The organism is Clostridium perfringens ATCC 13124 (genome assembly GCF_000013285.1).
Taxonomy (GTDB): Bacteria; Bacillota; Clostridia; order Clostridiales; family Clostridiaceae; genus Sarcina; species Sarcina perfringens.
In genome coordinates, this window is the sequence record NC_008261.1 from 3,057,836 (window position 1) to 3,073,793 (window position 15,958).

The window sequence follows — 15,958 nt, forward strand, 5'->3', positions numbered from 1 at the left end:
AATAACCTTATTTATTCTGATTGTTTTTTACTTCAGAATTATTTTGCTTGTCTTGAGGTGAATCTGAGTTAGTAATAACCTTCTCGCCATCCTTAATCATACCTAATCTTTCTCTAGCCATTCTCTCTATGTATTCGTCTGTTGAAGATTGGTTTACCTCATCTTGTAACTTCTTATTTTTATCTTGAAGCTCATTAAGCTGAGTTTGCTTGGCTTCTATGTCTTTGTGTATTTTGTTCATTGTAAGTTCTTGTCTAACATAAGAAATAACCAATATAGCAATTAATATAATTATTACCATATTTTTTAAATTCATTCTTTTTTTCACTCTTATACCCCCATACTTGCAACGGTACGATATAAGTCTATTGTAAACACTATTATAGCTTAATTCAAGCAATTTTTACCTTATGAATTAACTTTTTAATTTGTGAATGTATTTTTAAATGCATATCTTATATTTTTGAATATTATTCTCAGATTCTTTAATAGTATAGCTAGAATTTTATGTTGTATTCTTCTAAAATATTTAGATAATGTTTTTAAATAAATAACTAAAGTTATTCCCATAAACACATATACATACACGCCTATAAGGGCATAATTATATTTTAGTAAAAATACAAATACAATTAAACTACACCATATCCAAAATAATATATCTTCAATTGTTATTAATATTTTATTTTTGCAAACACCTCTAAATTCTCTATAAATATCAAACAAAAATCCAATTATTATTCCAGATAATATTGCAAAAATAACAATTTTAAATTGAATATTTATATCTAAAAGCATATCTCCCACCTATTTAAATATTTTAGAAAGTAAATTTATATTTCTTTTACGCTTATTTTTTTTATTTAAATAATCAATATTACTTATAAATCCTCCTATTATAACCTCCCCATTTTGAACATCTAATTTATTCATCTTTAACTCAGATCCCTTTATTAATAATGGACCTAAATCTGTTTTTAAACTTATTTTTTCTTCGTCAAAGTTTATAACTTCATTTACACCTGTAATAGATAAAATTTTTCTATTTTCTAAAGATAAACTGCTAGCACCTTGTATGGTTTTATTTTCACTTTTTTTATCAGTCATAAGAAAGCCTCCTATGTAAAAAAATATTTTCCCTAACTTATGATTATTCATCTTTACACAAAAAAATGACTAATATAATCCTTTAAATTATATTAGTCATTTTTAATAATAAAGCTTTAAGTAAACCATATTATTCTTTATCTTCTTCGCCTTCTAATATCTCATACATCTCTTTAGCATTTTCTTTTCTAACATGCTCAGCAATGTTTATAACCCTTGCTTTTAAAGTTCTGTTTCCAAATAATATTTCTATTATATCCCCTTCTTTTATATCATTTGAAGGTTTTGCAACTTTTCCATTTATTATTACTCTTCCACTTTCACAAGCTTCCTTAGCAACTGTTCTTCTTTTAATTATTCTAGAAACCTTTAAATATTTATCTAATCTCATAGGATATCCTCCTTAATCTTAAAGAAACTTCATTAATAGATAAAAAAGCCCGAGAAATAACTCGGGCTTTTTTAAAGTTAAATTAACCAAACTTAAAATATCTAAAATTAAGCGTTAACTCTTTCTTTTAACTCTTTACCTGGCTTGAATACAGGAGCTATTGAAGCAGGTATTTTTATAACTTCTTTAGTTCTTGGGTTTCTTCCTTCTCTTTCAGCTCTTACTCTAGTTTCGAAAGTTCCGAATCCAACTAATTGAACTTTGTCACCATTTTCTAAAGTTTCGCTAACGCTTTCTATGAATGCTTTTAAAGCTAATTCAGCATCTTTTTTAGTTAAGTTGCTTTTTTCAGCCATGCTTGTTATTAATTCTGCTTTATTCACTTTTACATCCTCCTTAAAATTCCAGTTAGTTTACTGCAATAATTGTTTACCAGTTATCCAAATGAACTAGTATCAACTTATATTATCATAATATATATTTCTTTCTTTGTATAGTCAATACTTTCAATTTTTGCCCTAAAAATACTGATATTTTTGCATTTTTTTTAAAATTTATGCTTTTTTTCATTTTAACAAGCCATAAATTAGTAAAAACACTTATTTTTCACTTGTTTTAGCCTCTTCCCATAGTTTATCCATCTCTTCTAAGGTCATATCTTTTAAATTCTTATTGTTTTTTATTGCTTCATTTTCAATATAAGAGAATCTCTTTATAAACTTTTTAATTGTTTTATCTAAAGCTAATTCTCCATCAACTTCTAGGAATCTTGCTACATTTATACAAGCAAAAAGTAAGTCACCTACTTCACCTTCTATTATTGACTTATCTTCACAATTATAAACCTCTTTTATTTCATTTAATTCTTCTTTTACTTTATCCATAGCACAATTTACATCATCCCAGTCAAAGCCTACTTTTTTTGCTTTCTTTTGAACCTTATAAGCTCTTGTTGTAGCTGGAAGAGATTTAGCTATGTTTTGCATTTCTTCTGTTAAAGTTTTAATACCTTTTTCTTCTTTCTTAATTTCATCCCAATTTACTAAAACTTGCTCTGAAGTATTTACTTCTTCATTTCCAAAGACATGAGGATGTCTATTTATCATTTTATTTGATATTCCACCTATTACATCCATAATATCAAAATATCCATCTTCCTTACCTATAGAAGCGTGGAATACAACTTGAAGTAAAACATCACCAAGCTCTTCTATTAAAGCATCCTCATCCTCATTTTCAATAGCATCAATTACTTCATAGCATTCTTCTAAAAGAGCACTCTTTAAACTCTCATGAGTTTGCTCTCTATCCCAAGGACATCCACCTGGGTTTCTTAAAGTTTCTATAATATCTAATAAATCTTGAAAATCTTTTTTATTTCCTAAATCCTTAGGTATATATATTGAAGTTAAATAATCTATATCTTCTTGCCAATCTAATTCATATAAAGGTATTTTTCTTATACTCTCTAAACCTTCAACTCCAGCCGCTCTTACAAATATTATTTCAGTATCATCTTCATATCCTTCTAGAAGTCTTAACTTAACCTCTGAAGCTATGAAATTATTATAAACTTGAGTTATTATAGTTCCAACACGCTTATCTAATATTTGATTTTTCATGTCAAAGGCATCAATTATTTTTACACCCTCTATTGGATCTACTTGCAAAGCTTCCATCATAGCATCTACAAAGCTAACTGCTGGCAAAACTTCATACTGAATATTATTTTCCTTACATAATTCAATTAAATTAATTACTGATTTTTCTGCCACTAAAGGATGACCTGGTACTGCATATATTAAATCCTCATCATCCTTAATTTTAGTTATTAAATCCTCTGCAATATATTTATATACATCATCAAAGCTATCATATTTTTCATATGCATGATCATATGATTCAAACTTAATTCCTTCATCTTTTAAGAAATCCACTGTAGGATGTTTTTCTGTTCTAAAATATATATTTTTATTGTTTTTTAATTCTTTTAAAGCACCTATTGTTAATGCTTCATAGGCACCTGGCCCTAGACCCATTATCTTAAGCATTCCATATTCTCCTTCGCAACTTATAAAAATTAATTTCTTAGCCGTCCCTTTATTTCTTCTACGCTAAAAATTTTAAGTACAAACAATGATATCATATATATAATAATACCCACAAATACAGCTATTAAGCAAGATATACTGTTACTTCCGCTATATTTTAAAGCTTGTGTATATAAATATAAAACTGTACCAATCATTAAAATTGATGCGAAGATAGGCTTTATTATTACATCTTTTATATTTGGAGCATATTTAAATCTCTTAGCCATATATATTAAATTTAATATTAATACCACAGAATAAGATATTATTGTTGCTATTACAGCACCATAAATGTTTAAAGATCTTATAGGTATTAAATTCATAGTTAATACCACTTTTAATATACACCCTATAAAAAGATGAAAAACAGGTCTATAATAATATCCCATTCCTTGTAATATGGATGTTGTTATCTGCGTCCCAACTAAAAATGGAACACTAATTGATAAATATTTTAATATCATAAATCCATCAGCTTTTCCTGGAAATAAAAGATTCATTATAGGTTCTGCCATAAAAAATAAACCTAAAAAACATGGAATAGAAACTATCATACATAATTTCATTGTAGTATCTATTTTTTGTTTAACTTGTACTTTATCTTTAAGAATATATAATTCAGAAATTATAGGTATTATTGAGGCAGCTAATGCAGTGGCTAAGGTCATAGGAATATTAGTAAACACAGTAGCTTTCCCTGTAAGCTGAGCATATAAAACTGTAGCCTCTTGCCCAGTAAACCCAGCTTGTAAAAGCTTTTGAGGAACTAAGACAGAATCTATAACCCCCATAACACTTCCTACGGCAGCCCCTATAGATATAGGAAGAGCTATATTTATTATTTCCATAAATATTTTATGACTACCTTTTATCTTACCTAGTTTAAAACTATTTTTTATCTTTCTATATTTAGGAATTAAATATAAGGCTGCTACAAAGGCTCCAGCTACTGCTCCAAAGGATGCTCCCCCTGCTGAGTATTCAATTCCTTTATCTATCAATATATAAGCTAATCCAACACCAACTATAACTCTACCTATTTGCTCTAGTATTTGAGATATAGCAGTTGGAGTCATATTCTGAAATCCTTGAAAAAAACCTCTAATAGGGGTTATTATTCCTATTAATGTAGGAGCTAAACAAATTCCTAGTATAGAATAATAGGCCTTATCATCCCATTTTAAAAACGGTAAAAGAAATTTACCACCTACAGCTAAAAAGATGCTTGTCCCTATTCCTAGTAAAACCATTACCTTTAAAGCTTCTTTTATTACCTGAAAACTTTCCTCATACTTTCCTAGAGCATTTTTTTCAGATACTAATTTAGATACTGCTATAGGTATACCTGCTGCAATGGCAACAAAAAGCATATATAAAGGATAGGTCATTTGATAATATCCTAAACCTTCATCTCCTATTAACATTATTAATGGCCATCTAAAAAATAAACCAAGAAACTTGGCTAAAATACCAGCACAAGCAAGTACAAGACTACCTTTTATAAGGGATTGTTTCTTCATAAAATACCTCCAAATTTAAATTAACCAAATTATATTAAAATACTATATTTAATACTTATTAAAAGTGCATGGATTTAATATTACTTAATTTAAGTAAGGATTTACTTTCTCTAAATTAAGTCTCATTTTATATTATTTTAAATTCAGAGGTATTATTACTATTTAAAATACAAATATTTAATTATGATAGCTTTATTGTTCCATTTGTTTGCCTAAGAATGCAGCTGCTGTTTCTGCTAGTTTTTGTTCAACCTCTCCTAAAGCTTTACCTTCTTTAGAAAGTATAACTACAGAGCCTATAGCATCACCCTCAGCTAATATAGGTGCTATAACCTGCCCACTATATTTACTTTCATCATCATCACCATGGATTGGTATTAAGTTTTTATTAGTAGCACTTAATACTACTGATTTTCTCTTATCCATTATATCTTCTAACTCATCACTTATTTTTCTTTCTAAAAACTCTTTTTTAGAAGTTCCACTTACAGATATAAATGCATCATTATCTGATATCAGAATTATGTGTCCTGTAGATTGTTGTAGAGCTTCAGCATATTCCTTTGAAAAATCTGTTAGTTCCCCTATTGGTGAGTATTTTTTTAATATTACTCCACCATCTCTATCAGTAAAGATTTCTAAAGGATCCCCTTCTCTTATTCTTAAAGTTCTTCTTATTTCCTTAGGTATTACAACTCTACCTAAATCATCAATACGTCTTACTATTCCAGTAGCTTTCATTTATATGTACCTCCCTGTATAAATACTAATCACTAATCTTTGTCTACACTAATAGTATTTAATTTATTTGAAATTTTATGCATATTGATTATATTTATGTCATCTTTAAATTTAATAGCCAATTTAAGAAAATATCTCATAAAAACTATAAAAAAAGACTTATGGAATTTATTCCATAAGTCTTAATAAAAACTATTTGCTTATTTTTAAACCTTCTTGTAATTTATCATCATAAACTTTAACATTTAAATCTTTTTTCCATTGATCCATATCAGCTTTAAATTTCTCTGAATCTTTTTGTTGTTTTAAAATTTGTATTATTTGTGATTTAACATCATCAAATGGTAACTGTGCTCCTTTTTCATAAGTAGCTCCAGCTTGAATTATATGATATCCAAATTGAGTTTTTATAGGCTTAGATATTTCTCCTTCTTTTAATGGTTTTAATCCATCTACAAACTCTTGAACTAATCCTGAGTTTTCTGCAGGTACTACTCCTAAGTTTTCTGCTATAGGTTTCTTATTCTCTGATTTATTATTTTCATATTTTGTAAATAAATCATTGAATGTTGTTTTTCCTGATTGAATTTCATCATAAGCTTTTTGAGCTTCTTCTTCATTTTCAAATAATAAGTGTTTTGTAAGAACTCCAGAATCCTTAGCTACAAACTGTTGTTTATTCTCATCATAGTATTTTTGTGCATCCTCATCAGTTACCTTTACATCTTTAATAATATAATCTTGAACGGCTTGATTTATAACTTGATTTTTTATTACATCTTTGAATGTATCTTCTGTATATCCTTCAGCCTCTAAAGCTTTATCAAAGTTATCTCCCATTCCTTTTTTGATATTCTCAAATTGCTCATCTACTTTTTTCTTAATCTCTTCTTCTGATGGTTTTATTCCTAATTTATCAGCTTCGATTCCTAAAACTTTGTCAGTTACTAAGCCCTGTACTACACTTTGTCTTTGTTGTAATATTTGTTGTGCAACTTGAGGGTCATCCATATATTTATCACCATATTGGCTTTTCATTTGAGCAAAGACTCCTTTTAAATGTGAATCAACCTCTCCTAAAGTTATTTTCTCTCCGTTAACTGTAGCTACAGTCGTCTTATCAATAGCGGCTTGAGTTTTTTCTACCATATTACACCCAACAGCACTAAACATTAAAACTCCCACTAGTGCAGATGCGACTATTTTTTTTACACTTACCATTCTAATACCTCGCCTTTCTCCTATTAAAATTTACATAATATTCTAGTCAAATTCTATTTTAGTATATCAATGTTACAGTAATATTTCAATTTATAAATTATTAATTATTTAAAGCTATTAACTTATCTAACATCTCTTTAAAAGTAGATAAAACATCTTCTTTTTTCTTGTCCTTCACTCTATATAAAATTGTTGGGTTATCTCCAAATTCAATTAATATATCATCTTTATATTCTTCTAAAAGTACTTTAAATATTCTCTTATCTGTTCTTTCTCTACTTTCAAATATAAATATTATATCTTCATTCTTTTCTTTTATTTCTTCAATATTTAAAAGTTTAGCTTTGCTTTTTATATAAGCTATGTCCATAAGATTATAAACTGTATTTGGTATATTAGAAAATCTATCTTCTAATTCCTCTCTAACATATTCATAATCCTCTTCATTTTCTATAGCAGCAATTTTCTTATATACTTCAATCTTTTGAATTTCATCTTTTATATAACTTGAAGGAATAAATGCATCCACTTTTAAATCTACAGTTGTCTCTACTGGCTCTCTTTCTATTTCACCCTTAACAATTTTTATAGTGTCTTCTAACATTCTACAGTATAAATCATATCCTATAGCCGCCATGTGCCCATGCTGAGCTGATCCCATCATATTTCCAGCTCCTCTTATTTCAAGGTCTCTCATGGCTATTTTAAATCCTGATCCAAGCTCTGTAAAATCTTTTAAGGCTTTAAGTCTCTTCTCTGCTACCTCAGTTAACACCTTATCTCTTTGATATAGGAAATATGCATAAGCAACCTTGTTACTTCTACCAACTCTTCCTCTTAATTGATAAAGCTGAGAAAGTCCCATTTTATCTGCGTCATTTACTATCATTGTGTTTACATTTGAAATATCAATTCCTGTTTCTATTATGGAAGTACATACTAAAACATCATACTTTCTTTCCATAAAGTCTATCATTTCAGTTTCTAACTGTCTCTCTGTCATTTGTCCATGAATAACAGTTGCCTTACACTCTGGAACAAGCTCTTGTATATAATTAGCTACCTCTTGAATACTTTCAACTCTATTATGAACAAAATAAACTTGACCATCTCTATTAATTTCTCTTAAAATTGCATCTCTAATAAGTTGATCATTTTGTTCTACAACATAGGTTTGAATAGGATATCTATTCTCTGGTGGAGTCTCTATTACAGAAATATCTCTTACCCCTGTAAGTGACATATGAAGAGTTCTAGGTATTGGCGTTGCACTTAAAGTAAGAACATCAACATTCTTCTTAAAACTCTTAATCTTTTCTTTTTGAGCTACTCCAAATCTTTGCTCTTCATCCACAATAAGAAGCCCTAAATCCTTAAACTGAATATCTTTAGAAACAAGTCTATGAGTTCCTATTAATATATCAACATTTCCTTCTTTTAAAGCTTTTAAAGTTTCTGTTTGTTGCTTCTTAGTCCTAAATCTACTTATCATATCAATAGTTATAGGGAATCCTGCAAATCTTTTTTTCATATTCTTATAATGTTGCTCTGCTAATATTGTTGTAGGAACTAAAAATGCTACTTGCTTTCCTTCCATTACGGCCTTAAATGCGGCTCTAATGGCAACCTCAGTTTTTCCATACCCAACATCACCACAAAGTAATCTATCCATAACCTTGTTTGTTTCCATATCACTCTTTATATCTTCAATAGCTGATAATTGGTCTGGTGTTTCTTCATATGGAAATTCATCTTCAAATTGCTTTTGCCATTGAGTATCCTTTGAGAATTTATATCCCTTTACAGTAGATCTCTCAGCATATAATTTTACTAAGTCACCAGCTATGTCATTTATGGACTTTCTTACCTTAGCCTTAGCTTTTTGCCACTCATTTCCTCCTAATTTACTTATCTTAGGAGAGGCACTATCTGATCCAATATATTTTTGAACTAAATCTAATTGTTCAACTGGCACATATAACTTATCACCTTTTGAATATTCAATATCTAAATAATCTCTTTTATGTCCTTGAACTTCTATTTGTTTTATTCCTTTATAGACACCTATACCACTATTTACATGAACTACGTAGTCTCCTGGCTTTAACTCAGCGAAACTCTTAATTTTAGATACACCTTTTGATTTTTTTCTCTTAGCTTTTTTAGCTCTTTTACCCTCACCAAAAACACTCTTATCTGATATTAAACAAAGTTTTATATCTGGGTACTCAAATCCTTTATTCTGCTCTCCAAAGGTTATTACAACTTCTCCATTATTTATTTCATCAACTTCGTCTTTATATACACTTTCTATCTCTAATTCTCTTAAAGTGTTTACTAATCTTTCTCCCCTTGGTCTTGTTCCTGAAAGTATTAAAGTTCTAAATCCATTTTTCTTATTCTCTTTTATATCATCTATAAGCATATCAAGTTGACCTTGATATCCACTTTTAGTACTTTGTTTCACTTCAACTTTATTGAAGGATTCTATAAATCCACCATCTCCAAAAGGAGCTAGATTTATTACTTTATTCCCCTTAAATGATTCTTCTACCACCTCAGCACTTAAGCTTAAATTAATTTGAGAAGGTAATATGCTTCCTCTTTCTAGGAAGGCTTCATAGTTTTCAGTAAACTCAAATACAGTACTTTCTAGCTTTCCCTTACATCTTTTAGCATCATCAATTATAAAGGTATAATTATTTAAATAATCAAATAATGTTGCTGGTTTATCAAAGAAAAATGGGAGATAACTATCTATAGTTTCAAAGCTCCAATTTTCTTGTAATGATTCTATATTTCTTTCTATTAATTTTCTAAGTCTCTCTTTTATTTCCTTATCAGAAACTTTGTTTTCAAAGTCAGAAAGTTCTTTTCTCATCTTTTCTATAGCATGTTCTATAGTTTCTTTACTTAATATAACTTCCTTAGCAGGGAATATTTCTGCTCTCTTTACCTTTTCTATACTTCTTTGTGATTCTACATTAAAGGTTCTAATAGAATCAACTTCATCTCCAAATAACTCTATTCTAAAAGGATTAGCAGAATTAGGAGGAAATACATCTAATATTCCTCCTCTTAATGAAAATTCACCTTTTCCTTCAACTGTTTCTAATCTTTCATAACCTGATTCAATAAGTTTATGAGAAATCTCTTTAAAATCGACTTCATCTCCAACTTTAATTTTTAATATATGACTTTTATAAAGCTCCTTAGGTGTATAAGTTGCTGCAAAAGCATCTATAGACGTAACTATAATTTTTTTAGTGCTTCTTAGCATTTCCTTTATAACCTTTAACCTTGCCCATCTTAAATCTCCAGAAATAGCATCTATATTGTAAAACACAATCTCTCTTGAAGGTAAATAATACACATTAGGTAAGTAAAAAGATAAATCCTCATATATATTTCTAGCTTCAATATCATTATGCGTAACAACAACTATAGGCTTATCTGATTCCTCATATATACCATTTATAAAATATGATTTCCCTGAATCAGATAAACCATTTATCATTACTGGATAATTTCCGCTTTCCATAAAAGATTTAACCTTTTGAAAAGCCTCACTATTTAATAAGGGAGCCATTAACCCCTGTAACCTCAATCTAAACACCACCATTCTAAAATAAATAAACTATTCTATATTAACTCCATTAAATTTATTCATTGATTCCTTAGCATCATTTTTTACAATTTCAACTATTGCATCACTTACTACTGGAATAACCTTTTCTATATGTTCCCTATCTTCCTTTGAGAATTTTCCTAAAACGTGATTTACTAAGTTATCTTTAGGTTGTCCTACACCCACTTTAACCCTTGGGAATTTATCTCCACCAAGATTTTGTATTATGCTCTTGATTCCATTATGCCCACCAGCACTACCTTTTTCTCTTATTCTTAATCTTCCTATATCTAAACTTATATCATCATAAACTACTATTATTTCATCATCTTCTAACTTATAAAAGTTAGCAAGTTCTCTTATACTTTCTCCACTTAAATTCATATATGTTAAAGGTTTTAATAAAATAACCTTTTTATTCTCTATAAATCCTTCACCACAAATACCTTTAAATTTTTCCCTATTTACATCAATATTATACTTATTTGCCATATAATCAATTACATCAAATCCAATGTTATGTCTAGTTTGCTCATATTGTTTTCCCGGATTTCCTAATCCAACTATTAAAATCATATTAACCTCCATATTGATTAAATTCTTAATTTTTAATTAAATCATTCTTTAATTATACTTTTACTATTAATATAAAACAATAAAAAACCCCTCACTAAATTATGTGAAGGGTTATATTCTTTTAATCAATTTAAAGTTACAGAAATATCCTTTGTGGTATCTCCTCTTATAACTTTAAGTTTAATTATGTCACCTACAGAATGTTTTTTCAATAAGTCAGCTAAGCTTTCTATATTCTTAACCTTCTCATTATCAGCTTCAACTATTATATCAGTTAGTTTTATTCCTGCATTAAAGGCATTGCTACCTTTATCAACATCTTCTACATAAATTCCATAAATATTGCTCTTTTCATCTGCAACAGTAGATCCTGTAACCCCTAAGGTTACGCTTGCAGTTACGCCACCTTTTCTTATTATAGAATCTGCTATTCTTAAAGCATCATTTATTTCTAAGGCATAATATATTCCTGGTTTAGAAAATTTATTAGTAAAATATAAACTATTTATACCAATAACAACTCCATTATAGTCACATAATATACCACTATTATTATCTGAATTTATTAAAGAATTAGTTTCTATAAGATCAAAGACCTTAGAATCAGAATGACCTTCTTCTCCTACGCTTGTTTTCTTTATAGGCGCACTAACTATTCCATTAGATACAAAACCTACAGGTTCCTCACTTGTTGTATTTCCTAAGGTTGCAACTTTTTCGCCTATTTCTAGAACCTCTAATTCTGATGTTGAAATACTTTTTAATCCATTAGCCCCTATTTTTAATACTGCAATGTCAGTATCCTTATCAAATCCAACAATTCTAGCCTCAAAAGGACTTATATCATTACTTGATATTTTTACATAGACTTTTGAAAAATCCTTTATTGCACTATAACTAGTTATTATGTACCCATCTGTTCTTATGATAGATCCAGAAACATTTTTACCATCATCTTTTCCTATAGCTAAGTTATTACTGTCATCACCGATTGTAACTAAACTACATCCTGATTTATTTACTAAATTGGTTATATCATATCTACCATCTTTTATTTCATTTAAAAGATTTGCTTTTTGCTCTTTCATGGTTAAATCTTTAGTATAGTGTTTAAAGGCAATAAAACTCACTAAAACAACTAGAATAACAAAACTAACTAACTTTAATAAGCTCTTTATCCAAAACCTTTTTTTATCCTTTTTAATCACTATATTGTCATAGTTTTTTTCATTTACTCCATGGAGATCCTTCCCCTTTTTAGAGTTCTTAAAAAAATTCCCCATAAAGACCCCCTATGCAATACTTATTTAACTTTAGTTAAAGTAAAATTAAATCTAACACCTTTTATTTCACCATTTTTATCTTTGACATTTTCAGCCCAAATATCTTCTTCTAGTTGCAGTATTATATTTCTCACAATAGATAATCCTAACCCTGTACTAGTTTTATTACTTCTTGCCTTGTCAACTTTATAAAATCTATCCCAAATATGAGTTAAATCATATTCATCTATTCCTTTACTAGTGTTAAATATGCTAACAATAATCTTACTTCCCTTTGTTTTAGTTGATATTTTAACTTCACCATTTTCATCACAGTATTTTATAGCATTATCAACTAAATTAGTAACAACCTGTATTAATCTATCATTATCTCCATAAACATATAATTTTTCGCTCTCTAAGAGAACTTCAATTTTTATATTTTTACTTGCAGCCTTTTGATTCATCTTTAATACAGTTGTCTCTATAATTCTATTTAATTCTAACTCACTTATATTAAACTCTAGTTTTCCAGCTTGCATAGCAGATAAATCTAGTAAGTCATTTATAAGTCTAGTTAATCTACTTATCTCATCATTTACTATAACAAGATAATATTCTTCTTTATCTTTAGGAATAACTCCATCTAATATGGCAGTTATGAAGCCCTTAATCGATGTCATTGGTGATCTTAACTCATGAGATACATTAGATATAAATTCCCTTCTATTTAGTTCTGCCTCCTCAATAGAAGTTGCCATTATATTAAATGATTCAGCTAACTCACCGACCTCATCATCATAAGAAACATTAACTCTATTTCCAATTTCTCCGTTAGCAATCTTTTTAGCAGCATTATTTATAACTTTTAAAGGTTTTATGATTATCTTTTTTGAAATAAAATATATTGCTAATCCAGAAAAAATTATAGCTATAGCTACACACATCCATACAATTTGATTAATTCTAACAAGAGAATCTGATAAAGCACTTAAAGGAGTAACTATTGAAACAGCTCCTGTAAATACCCCCTTGTAGAAGATAGGTTTAGAATATATAAATTCATTTTTTTCTTCTGCTCTATAGGAATATTTTCCTTTAATGTTTTCATATCATTATCATCTATTTTTGTGCGTTTTAAATAATCATATTTTTCATTAGAAACTGAATATATGTAACCATAACTATCAATTAAATAAATATCTGCTTTTAATGAATCTCCTATAAATGATATAGATTTATCTAATTCACCTAAAGTAGTTTCACTATTCATAAATGAATTTACAACTTGTTCTATAACTTCCGCTTCTCCAGATAAAGTTTTTAATCTTTCTTGATAATATTCTTCTCTAAACAAGCTAGAAAGTATTATACCTACAATAAAGAAAGTAATGCATATTGTTACGCTTAGTGTTAAGATTAACTTTGGAACTAAGCCACGACATCTCATTATTTCACCTCAAATTTATACCCAACACCCCAAACAGTTTCAAGTTGCCAGTCTTCTCCACCGTTTAATTTTTCTCTTAATCTCTTTATGTGAACATCAACAGTTCTTGAATCACCTGGGTAATCATATCCCCAAACTTCACATAATAATTGATCTCTTGTGAAAACTTTATTCTTGTTGCTTGCAAGATAGTGTAAAAGTTCAAACTCTTTAGGTGGAGTCTTAACTTCTTCTCCATTGTATATAACTTTATATGAGTTAGCATCTATAGTTAAACCTGGGAAGTTTAATACTACATTATCTGGCTCTTCTCCTGAATATCTTCTCATAACCGCTTTTACTCTAGCTAATAATTCTTTTGGTTCAAAAGGTTTAACTACATAGTCATCTGCACCGATTTCTAAAGCTAATACCTTATCAAAAGTTTCTCCTTTAGCAGTTAACATTATTACTGGAACGTTACTATCTTTTCTTATCCACTTTAATACTTCCATTCCATCAATTCCAGGTAGAATCATATCTAATACAACTAGGTTAGGGCTAAAGTTAACAAATTCTTCTTTAGCAGCCTTTCCATCCTGATCTACTTTAACGTTATATCCTGTAGTTTCTAGATACATTTTTATGACTTCACATATATTCTCATCGTCGTCTACAATTAAAATCTTTCCTAATAAACCTTCCATAAAATTCACCTCTTAAAATCCTTTCTGTAACTATTCTACATTTGTCCTTATTTTATGCAGTTTTATACTTTAAAAACATGAAATATTTTCATTTAACATATTATTAATGTATATAAATAAAGTGTAAAACATTTATTGATTTTTATCAATTTATAATTAACAAAATTATTTTATTTTTACATTTTAATCAAATTTAAACGTTTTTGTTTAAAAAAAAGTTTCAATTTTTAGTGATTTTATAAAAAAAAGAGCGACATATGCGCTCTTTTTTTTAGTCTTGGAATAATCCACTTAATGGTTCATCATCATAAATTCTATTTATTGCATCTGCCATAATTGGTGCAACTGATAATGATTTAAACTTATTTAAACCTTCTCCCTCTGGAAGAGCTATAGTATTTAACATAACTAACTCTTCAATAGCACTGTTATTTATTCTTTCAAATGCAGGACCTGATAATACTCCATGAGTACAACAAGCATATACATTTTTTGCTCCTAAATCTTTAAGAGCATTAGCTGCATTAGTTATTGTTCCTGCAGTGTCTATCATATCGTCTATTAAGATACAAACTTTGTCCTTAACATCTCCTATTATATTCATTATTTCAGATACATTTGCTTTTGGTCTTCTTTTATCAATTATAGCTATTGGAGCATTAAGTTTATCTGCAAACTTTCTAGCTCTAGTTACTGAACCTAAATCTGGTGAAACAACAACTACATCATCTCTATCAGCTAATCCTTTTTCAACAAAATATTTTGCTAAAATTGGTGAGCCTAATAAGTGATCTACTGGTATATTAAAATAACCTTGAATTTGTGCTGCATGTAAATCCATAGTAAGAACTCTATCTGCACCCGCTGCTGTTAATAGGTCAGCTACTAACTTAGCTGTTATTGGATCTCTTGACTTAGCTTTTCTGTCTTGTCTAGCATATCCATAGTAAGGTATAACAGCATTTATTCTTCCTGCTGATGCTCTTTTAAAGGCATCTATCATTATTAATAACTCCATTAAGTTATTATTTACAGGACTACAAGTTGATTGAACTATAAATACATCGCAACCTCTAACAGTTTCTTTTATATTTACTGATATTTCTCCATCACTGAAAGTACCAACTTCAGCTTTACCTAGAGGAATGTTTAGCGCCTTTGCAATCTCTCTAGCTAATTCTGGATGAGAATTACCTGTAAATATTTTTATGTTTTTTGAATGATTTTCCATTTAGTGAAGACCTCCTTAAAATTAAACCTAGCCTTTGGCATTTGTATATTTA

General features: G+C 28.7%; 16 protein-coding genes. All 16 read right to left on the reverse strand.

From position 1 onward, the window contains the following. Window positions 1-7 precede the first annotated feature (7 nt). A complete protein-coding gene (locus CPF_RS13680; protein ID WP_003450312.1) occupies window positions 8-328 on the reverse strand; it encodes an FtsB family cell division protein in 321 nt (106 codons plus the stop codon). Window positions 329-423: 95 nt separating this feature from the next. Further along, a complete protein-coding gene (gene yabQ / locus CPF_RS13685) occupies window positions 424-798 on the reverse strand; it encodes a spore cortex biosynthesis protein YabQ (RefSeq protein WP_003467923.1) in 375 nt (124 codons plus the stop codon). Window positions 799-807: 9 nt separating this feature from the next. After that, the gene (gene yabP / locus CPF_RS13690) at window positions 808-1,107 is read right to left on the reverse strand and encodes a sporulation protein YabP (protein ID WP_003479288.1); all 300 of its coding nucleotides are present in this window, start codon (window positions 1,105-1,107) and stop codon (window positions 808-810) included. A 130-nt stretch (window positions 1,108-1,237) separates the two neighbouring features. Next, entirely contained in the window at window positions 1,238-1,498 is a 261-nt protein-coding gene (locus tag CPF_RS13695) for an RNA-binding S4 domain-containing protein (RefSeq protein WP_003450572.1), read from the reverse strand. Between the two features lie 107 nt (window positions 1,499-1,605). Continuing rightward, the gene (locus CPF_RS13700; protein ID WP_003450698.1) at window positions 1,606-1,881 is read right to left on the reverse strand and encodes an HU family DNA-binding protein; all 276 of its coding nucleotides are present in this window, start codon (window positions 1,879-1,881) and stop codon (window positions 1,606-1,608) included. A 216-nt stretch (window positions 1,882-2,097) separates the two neighbouring features. Then, entirely contained in the window at window positions 2,098-3,549 is a 1,452-nt protein-coding gene (mazG, locus tag CPF_RS13705) for a nucleoside triphosphate pyrophosphohydrolase (RefSeq protein WP_003467940.1), read from the reverse strand. Between the two features lie 29 nt (window positions 3,550-3,578). Further along, complete coding sequence (locus tag CPF_RS13710; protein WP_003467866.1) at window positions 3,579-5,111, reverse strand: putative polysaccharide biosynthesis protein; 1,533 nt, start codon at window positions 5,109-5,111, stop codon at window positions 3,579-3,581. 192 nt (window positions 5,112-5,303) lie between these two features. Further along, window positions 5,304-5,852 (reverse strand): stage V sporulation protein T, encoded by a 549-nt coding sequence (gene spoVT / locus CPF_RS13715; RefSeq protein ID WP_003450655.1) that lies wholly within the window; start codon window positions 5,850-5,852, stop codon window positions 5,304-5,306. Window positions 5,853-6,044: 192 nt separating this feature from the next. After that, a complete protein-coding gene (locus CPF_RS13720) occupies window positions 6,045-7,073 on the reverse strand; it encodes a peptidylprolyl isomerase (protein WP_011591143.1) in 1,029 nt (342 codons plus the stop codon). Window positions 7,074-7,173: 100 nt separating this feature from the next. After that, on the reverse strand, window positions 7,174-10,680 hold the full coding sequence (mfd, locus tag CPF_RS13725) for a transcription-repair coupling factor (protein WP_003467883.1): 3,507 nt from the start codon (window positions 10,678-10,680) through the stop codon (window positions 7,174-7,176). A gap of 30 nt (window positions 10,681-10,710) precedes the next feature. Next, the gene (gene pth / locus CPF_RS13730; protein WP_003450588.1) at window positions 10,711-11,277 is read right to left on the reverse strand and encodes an aminoacyl-tRNA hydrolase; all 567 of its coding nucleotides are present in this window, start codon (window positions 11,275-11,277) and stop codon (window positions 10,711-10,713) included. Between the two features lie 125 nt (window positions 11,278-11,402). Next, the gene (locus CPF_RS13735) at window positions 11,403-12,560 is read right to left on the reverse strand and encodes a S1C family serine protease (RefSeq protein WP_011591145.1); all 1,158 of its coding nucleotides are present in this window, start codon (window positions 12,558-12,560) and stop codon (window positions 11,403-11,405) included. Between the two features lie 20 nt (window positions 12,561-12,580). Then, window positions 12,581-13,486, reverse strand: a complete 906-nt coding sequence (locus CPF_RS15175; RefSeq protein ID WP_233419459.1) for a HAMP domain-containing sensor histidine kinase — start codon at window positions 13,484-13,486, stop codon at window positions 12,581-12,583. A gap of 56 nt (window positions 13,487-13,542) precedes the next feature. Continuing rightward, window positions 13,543-13,989 (reverse strand): hypothetical protein, encoded by a 447-nt coding sequence (locus tag CPF_RS15180; RefSeq protein WP_233419460.1) that lies wholly within the window; start codon window positions 13,987-13,989, stop codon window positions 13,543-13,545. Continuing rightward, window positions 13,989-14,675, reverse strand: a complete 687-nt coding sequence (locus tag CPF_RS13745; RefSeq protein WP_011591146.1) for a response regulator transcription factor — start codon at window positions 14,673-14,675, stop codon at window positions 13,989-13,991. Before CPF_RS13745 ends, CPF_RS15180 begins: the two co-directional genes overlap by 1 nt. A gap of 271 nt (window positions 14,676-14,946) precedes the next feature. Then, window positions 14,947-15,906, reverse strand: coding sequence for a ribose-phosphate diphosphokinase (locus tag CPF_RS13750; protein ID WP_003456820.1), 960 nt, complete (start codon window positions 15,904-15,906; stop codon window positions 14,947-14,949). Window positions 15,907-15,958: the final 52 nt, after the last annotated feature.

Bases quoted from the DNA above. Each gene is read 5' to 3' on its own strand.
- CPF_RS15175 (WP_233419459.1), bottom strand. From the start codon at position 13,486: ATGTGTGTAGCTATAGCTATAATTTTTTCTGGATTAGCAATATATTTT.
- mazG (WP_003467940.1), bottom strand. From the start codon at position 3,549: ATGCTTAAGATAATGGGTCTAGGGCCAGGTGCCTATGAAGCATTAACA.
- CPF_RS13695 (WP_003450572.1), bottom strand. From the start codon at position 1,498: ATGAGATTAGATAAATATTTAAAGGTTTCTAGAATAATTAAAAGAAGA.
- pth (WP_003450588.1), bottom strand. From the start codon at position 11,277: ATGATTTTAATAGTTGGATTAGGAAATCCGGGAAAACAATATGAGCAA.
- CPF_RS13720 (WP_011591143.1), bottom strand. From the start codon at position 7,073: ATGGTAAGTGTAAAAAAAATAGTCGCATCTGCACTAGTGGGAGTTTTA.
- CPF_RS13710 (WP_003467866.1), bottom strand. From the start codon at position 5,111: ATGAAGAAACAATCCCTTATAAAAGGTAGTCTTGTACTTGCTTGTGCT.
- CPF_RS15180 (WP_233419460.1), bottom strand. From the start codon at position 13,989: ATGAGATGTCGTGGCTTAGTTCCAAAGTTAATCTTAACACTAAGCGTA.
- yabP (WP_003479288.1), bottom strand. From the start codon at position 1,107: ATGACTGATAAAAAAAGTGAAAATAAAACCATACAAGGTGCTAGCAGT.
- CPF_RS13745 (WP_011591146.1), bottom strand. From the start codon at position 14,675: ATGGAAGGTTTATTAGGAAAGATTTTAATTGTAGACGACGATGAGAAT.
- spoVT (WP_003450655.1), bottom strand. From the start codon at position 5,852: ATGAAAGCTACTGGAATAGTAAGACGTATTGATGATTTAGGTAGAGTT.
- yabQ (WP_003467923.1), bottom strand. From the start codon at position 798: ATGCTTTTAGATATAAATATTCAATTTAAAATTGTTATTTTTGCAATA.
- CPF_RS13750 (WP_003456820.1), bottom strand. From the start codon at position 15,906: ATGGAAAATCATTCAAAAAACATAAAAATATTTACAGGTAATTCTCAT.
- CPF_RS13735 (WP_011591145.1), bottom strand. From the start codon at position 12,560: ATGGGGAATTTTTTTAAGAACTCTAAAAAGGGGAAGGATCTCCATGGA.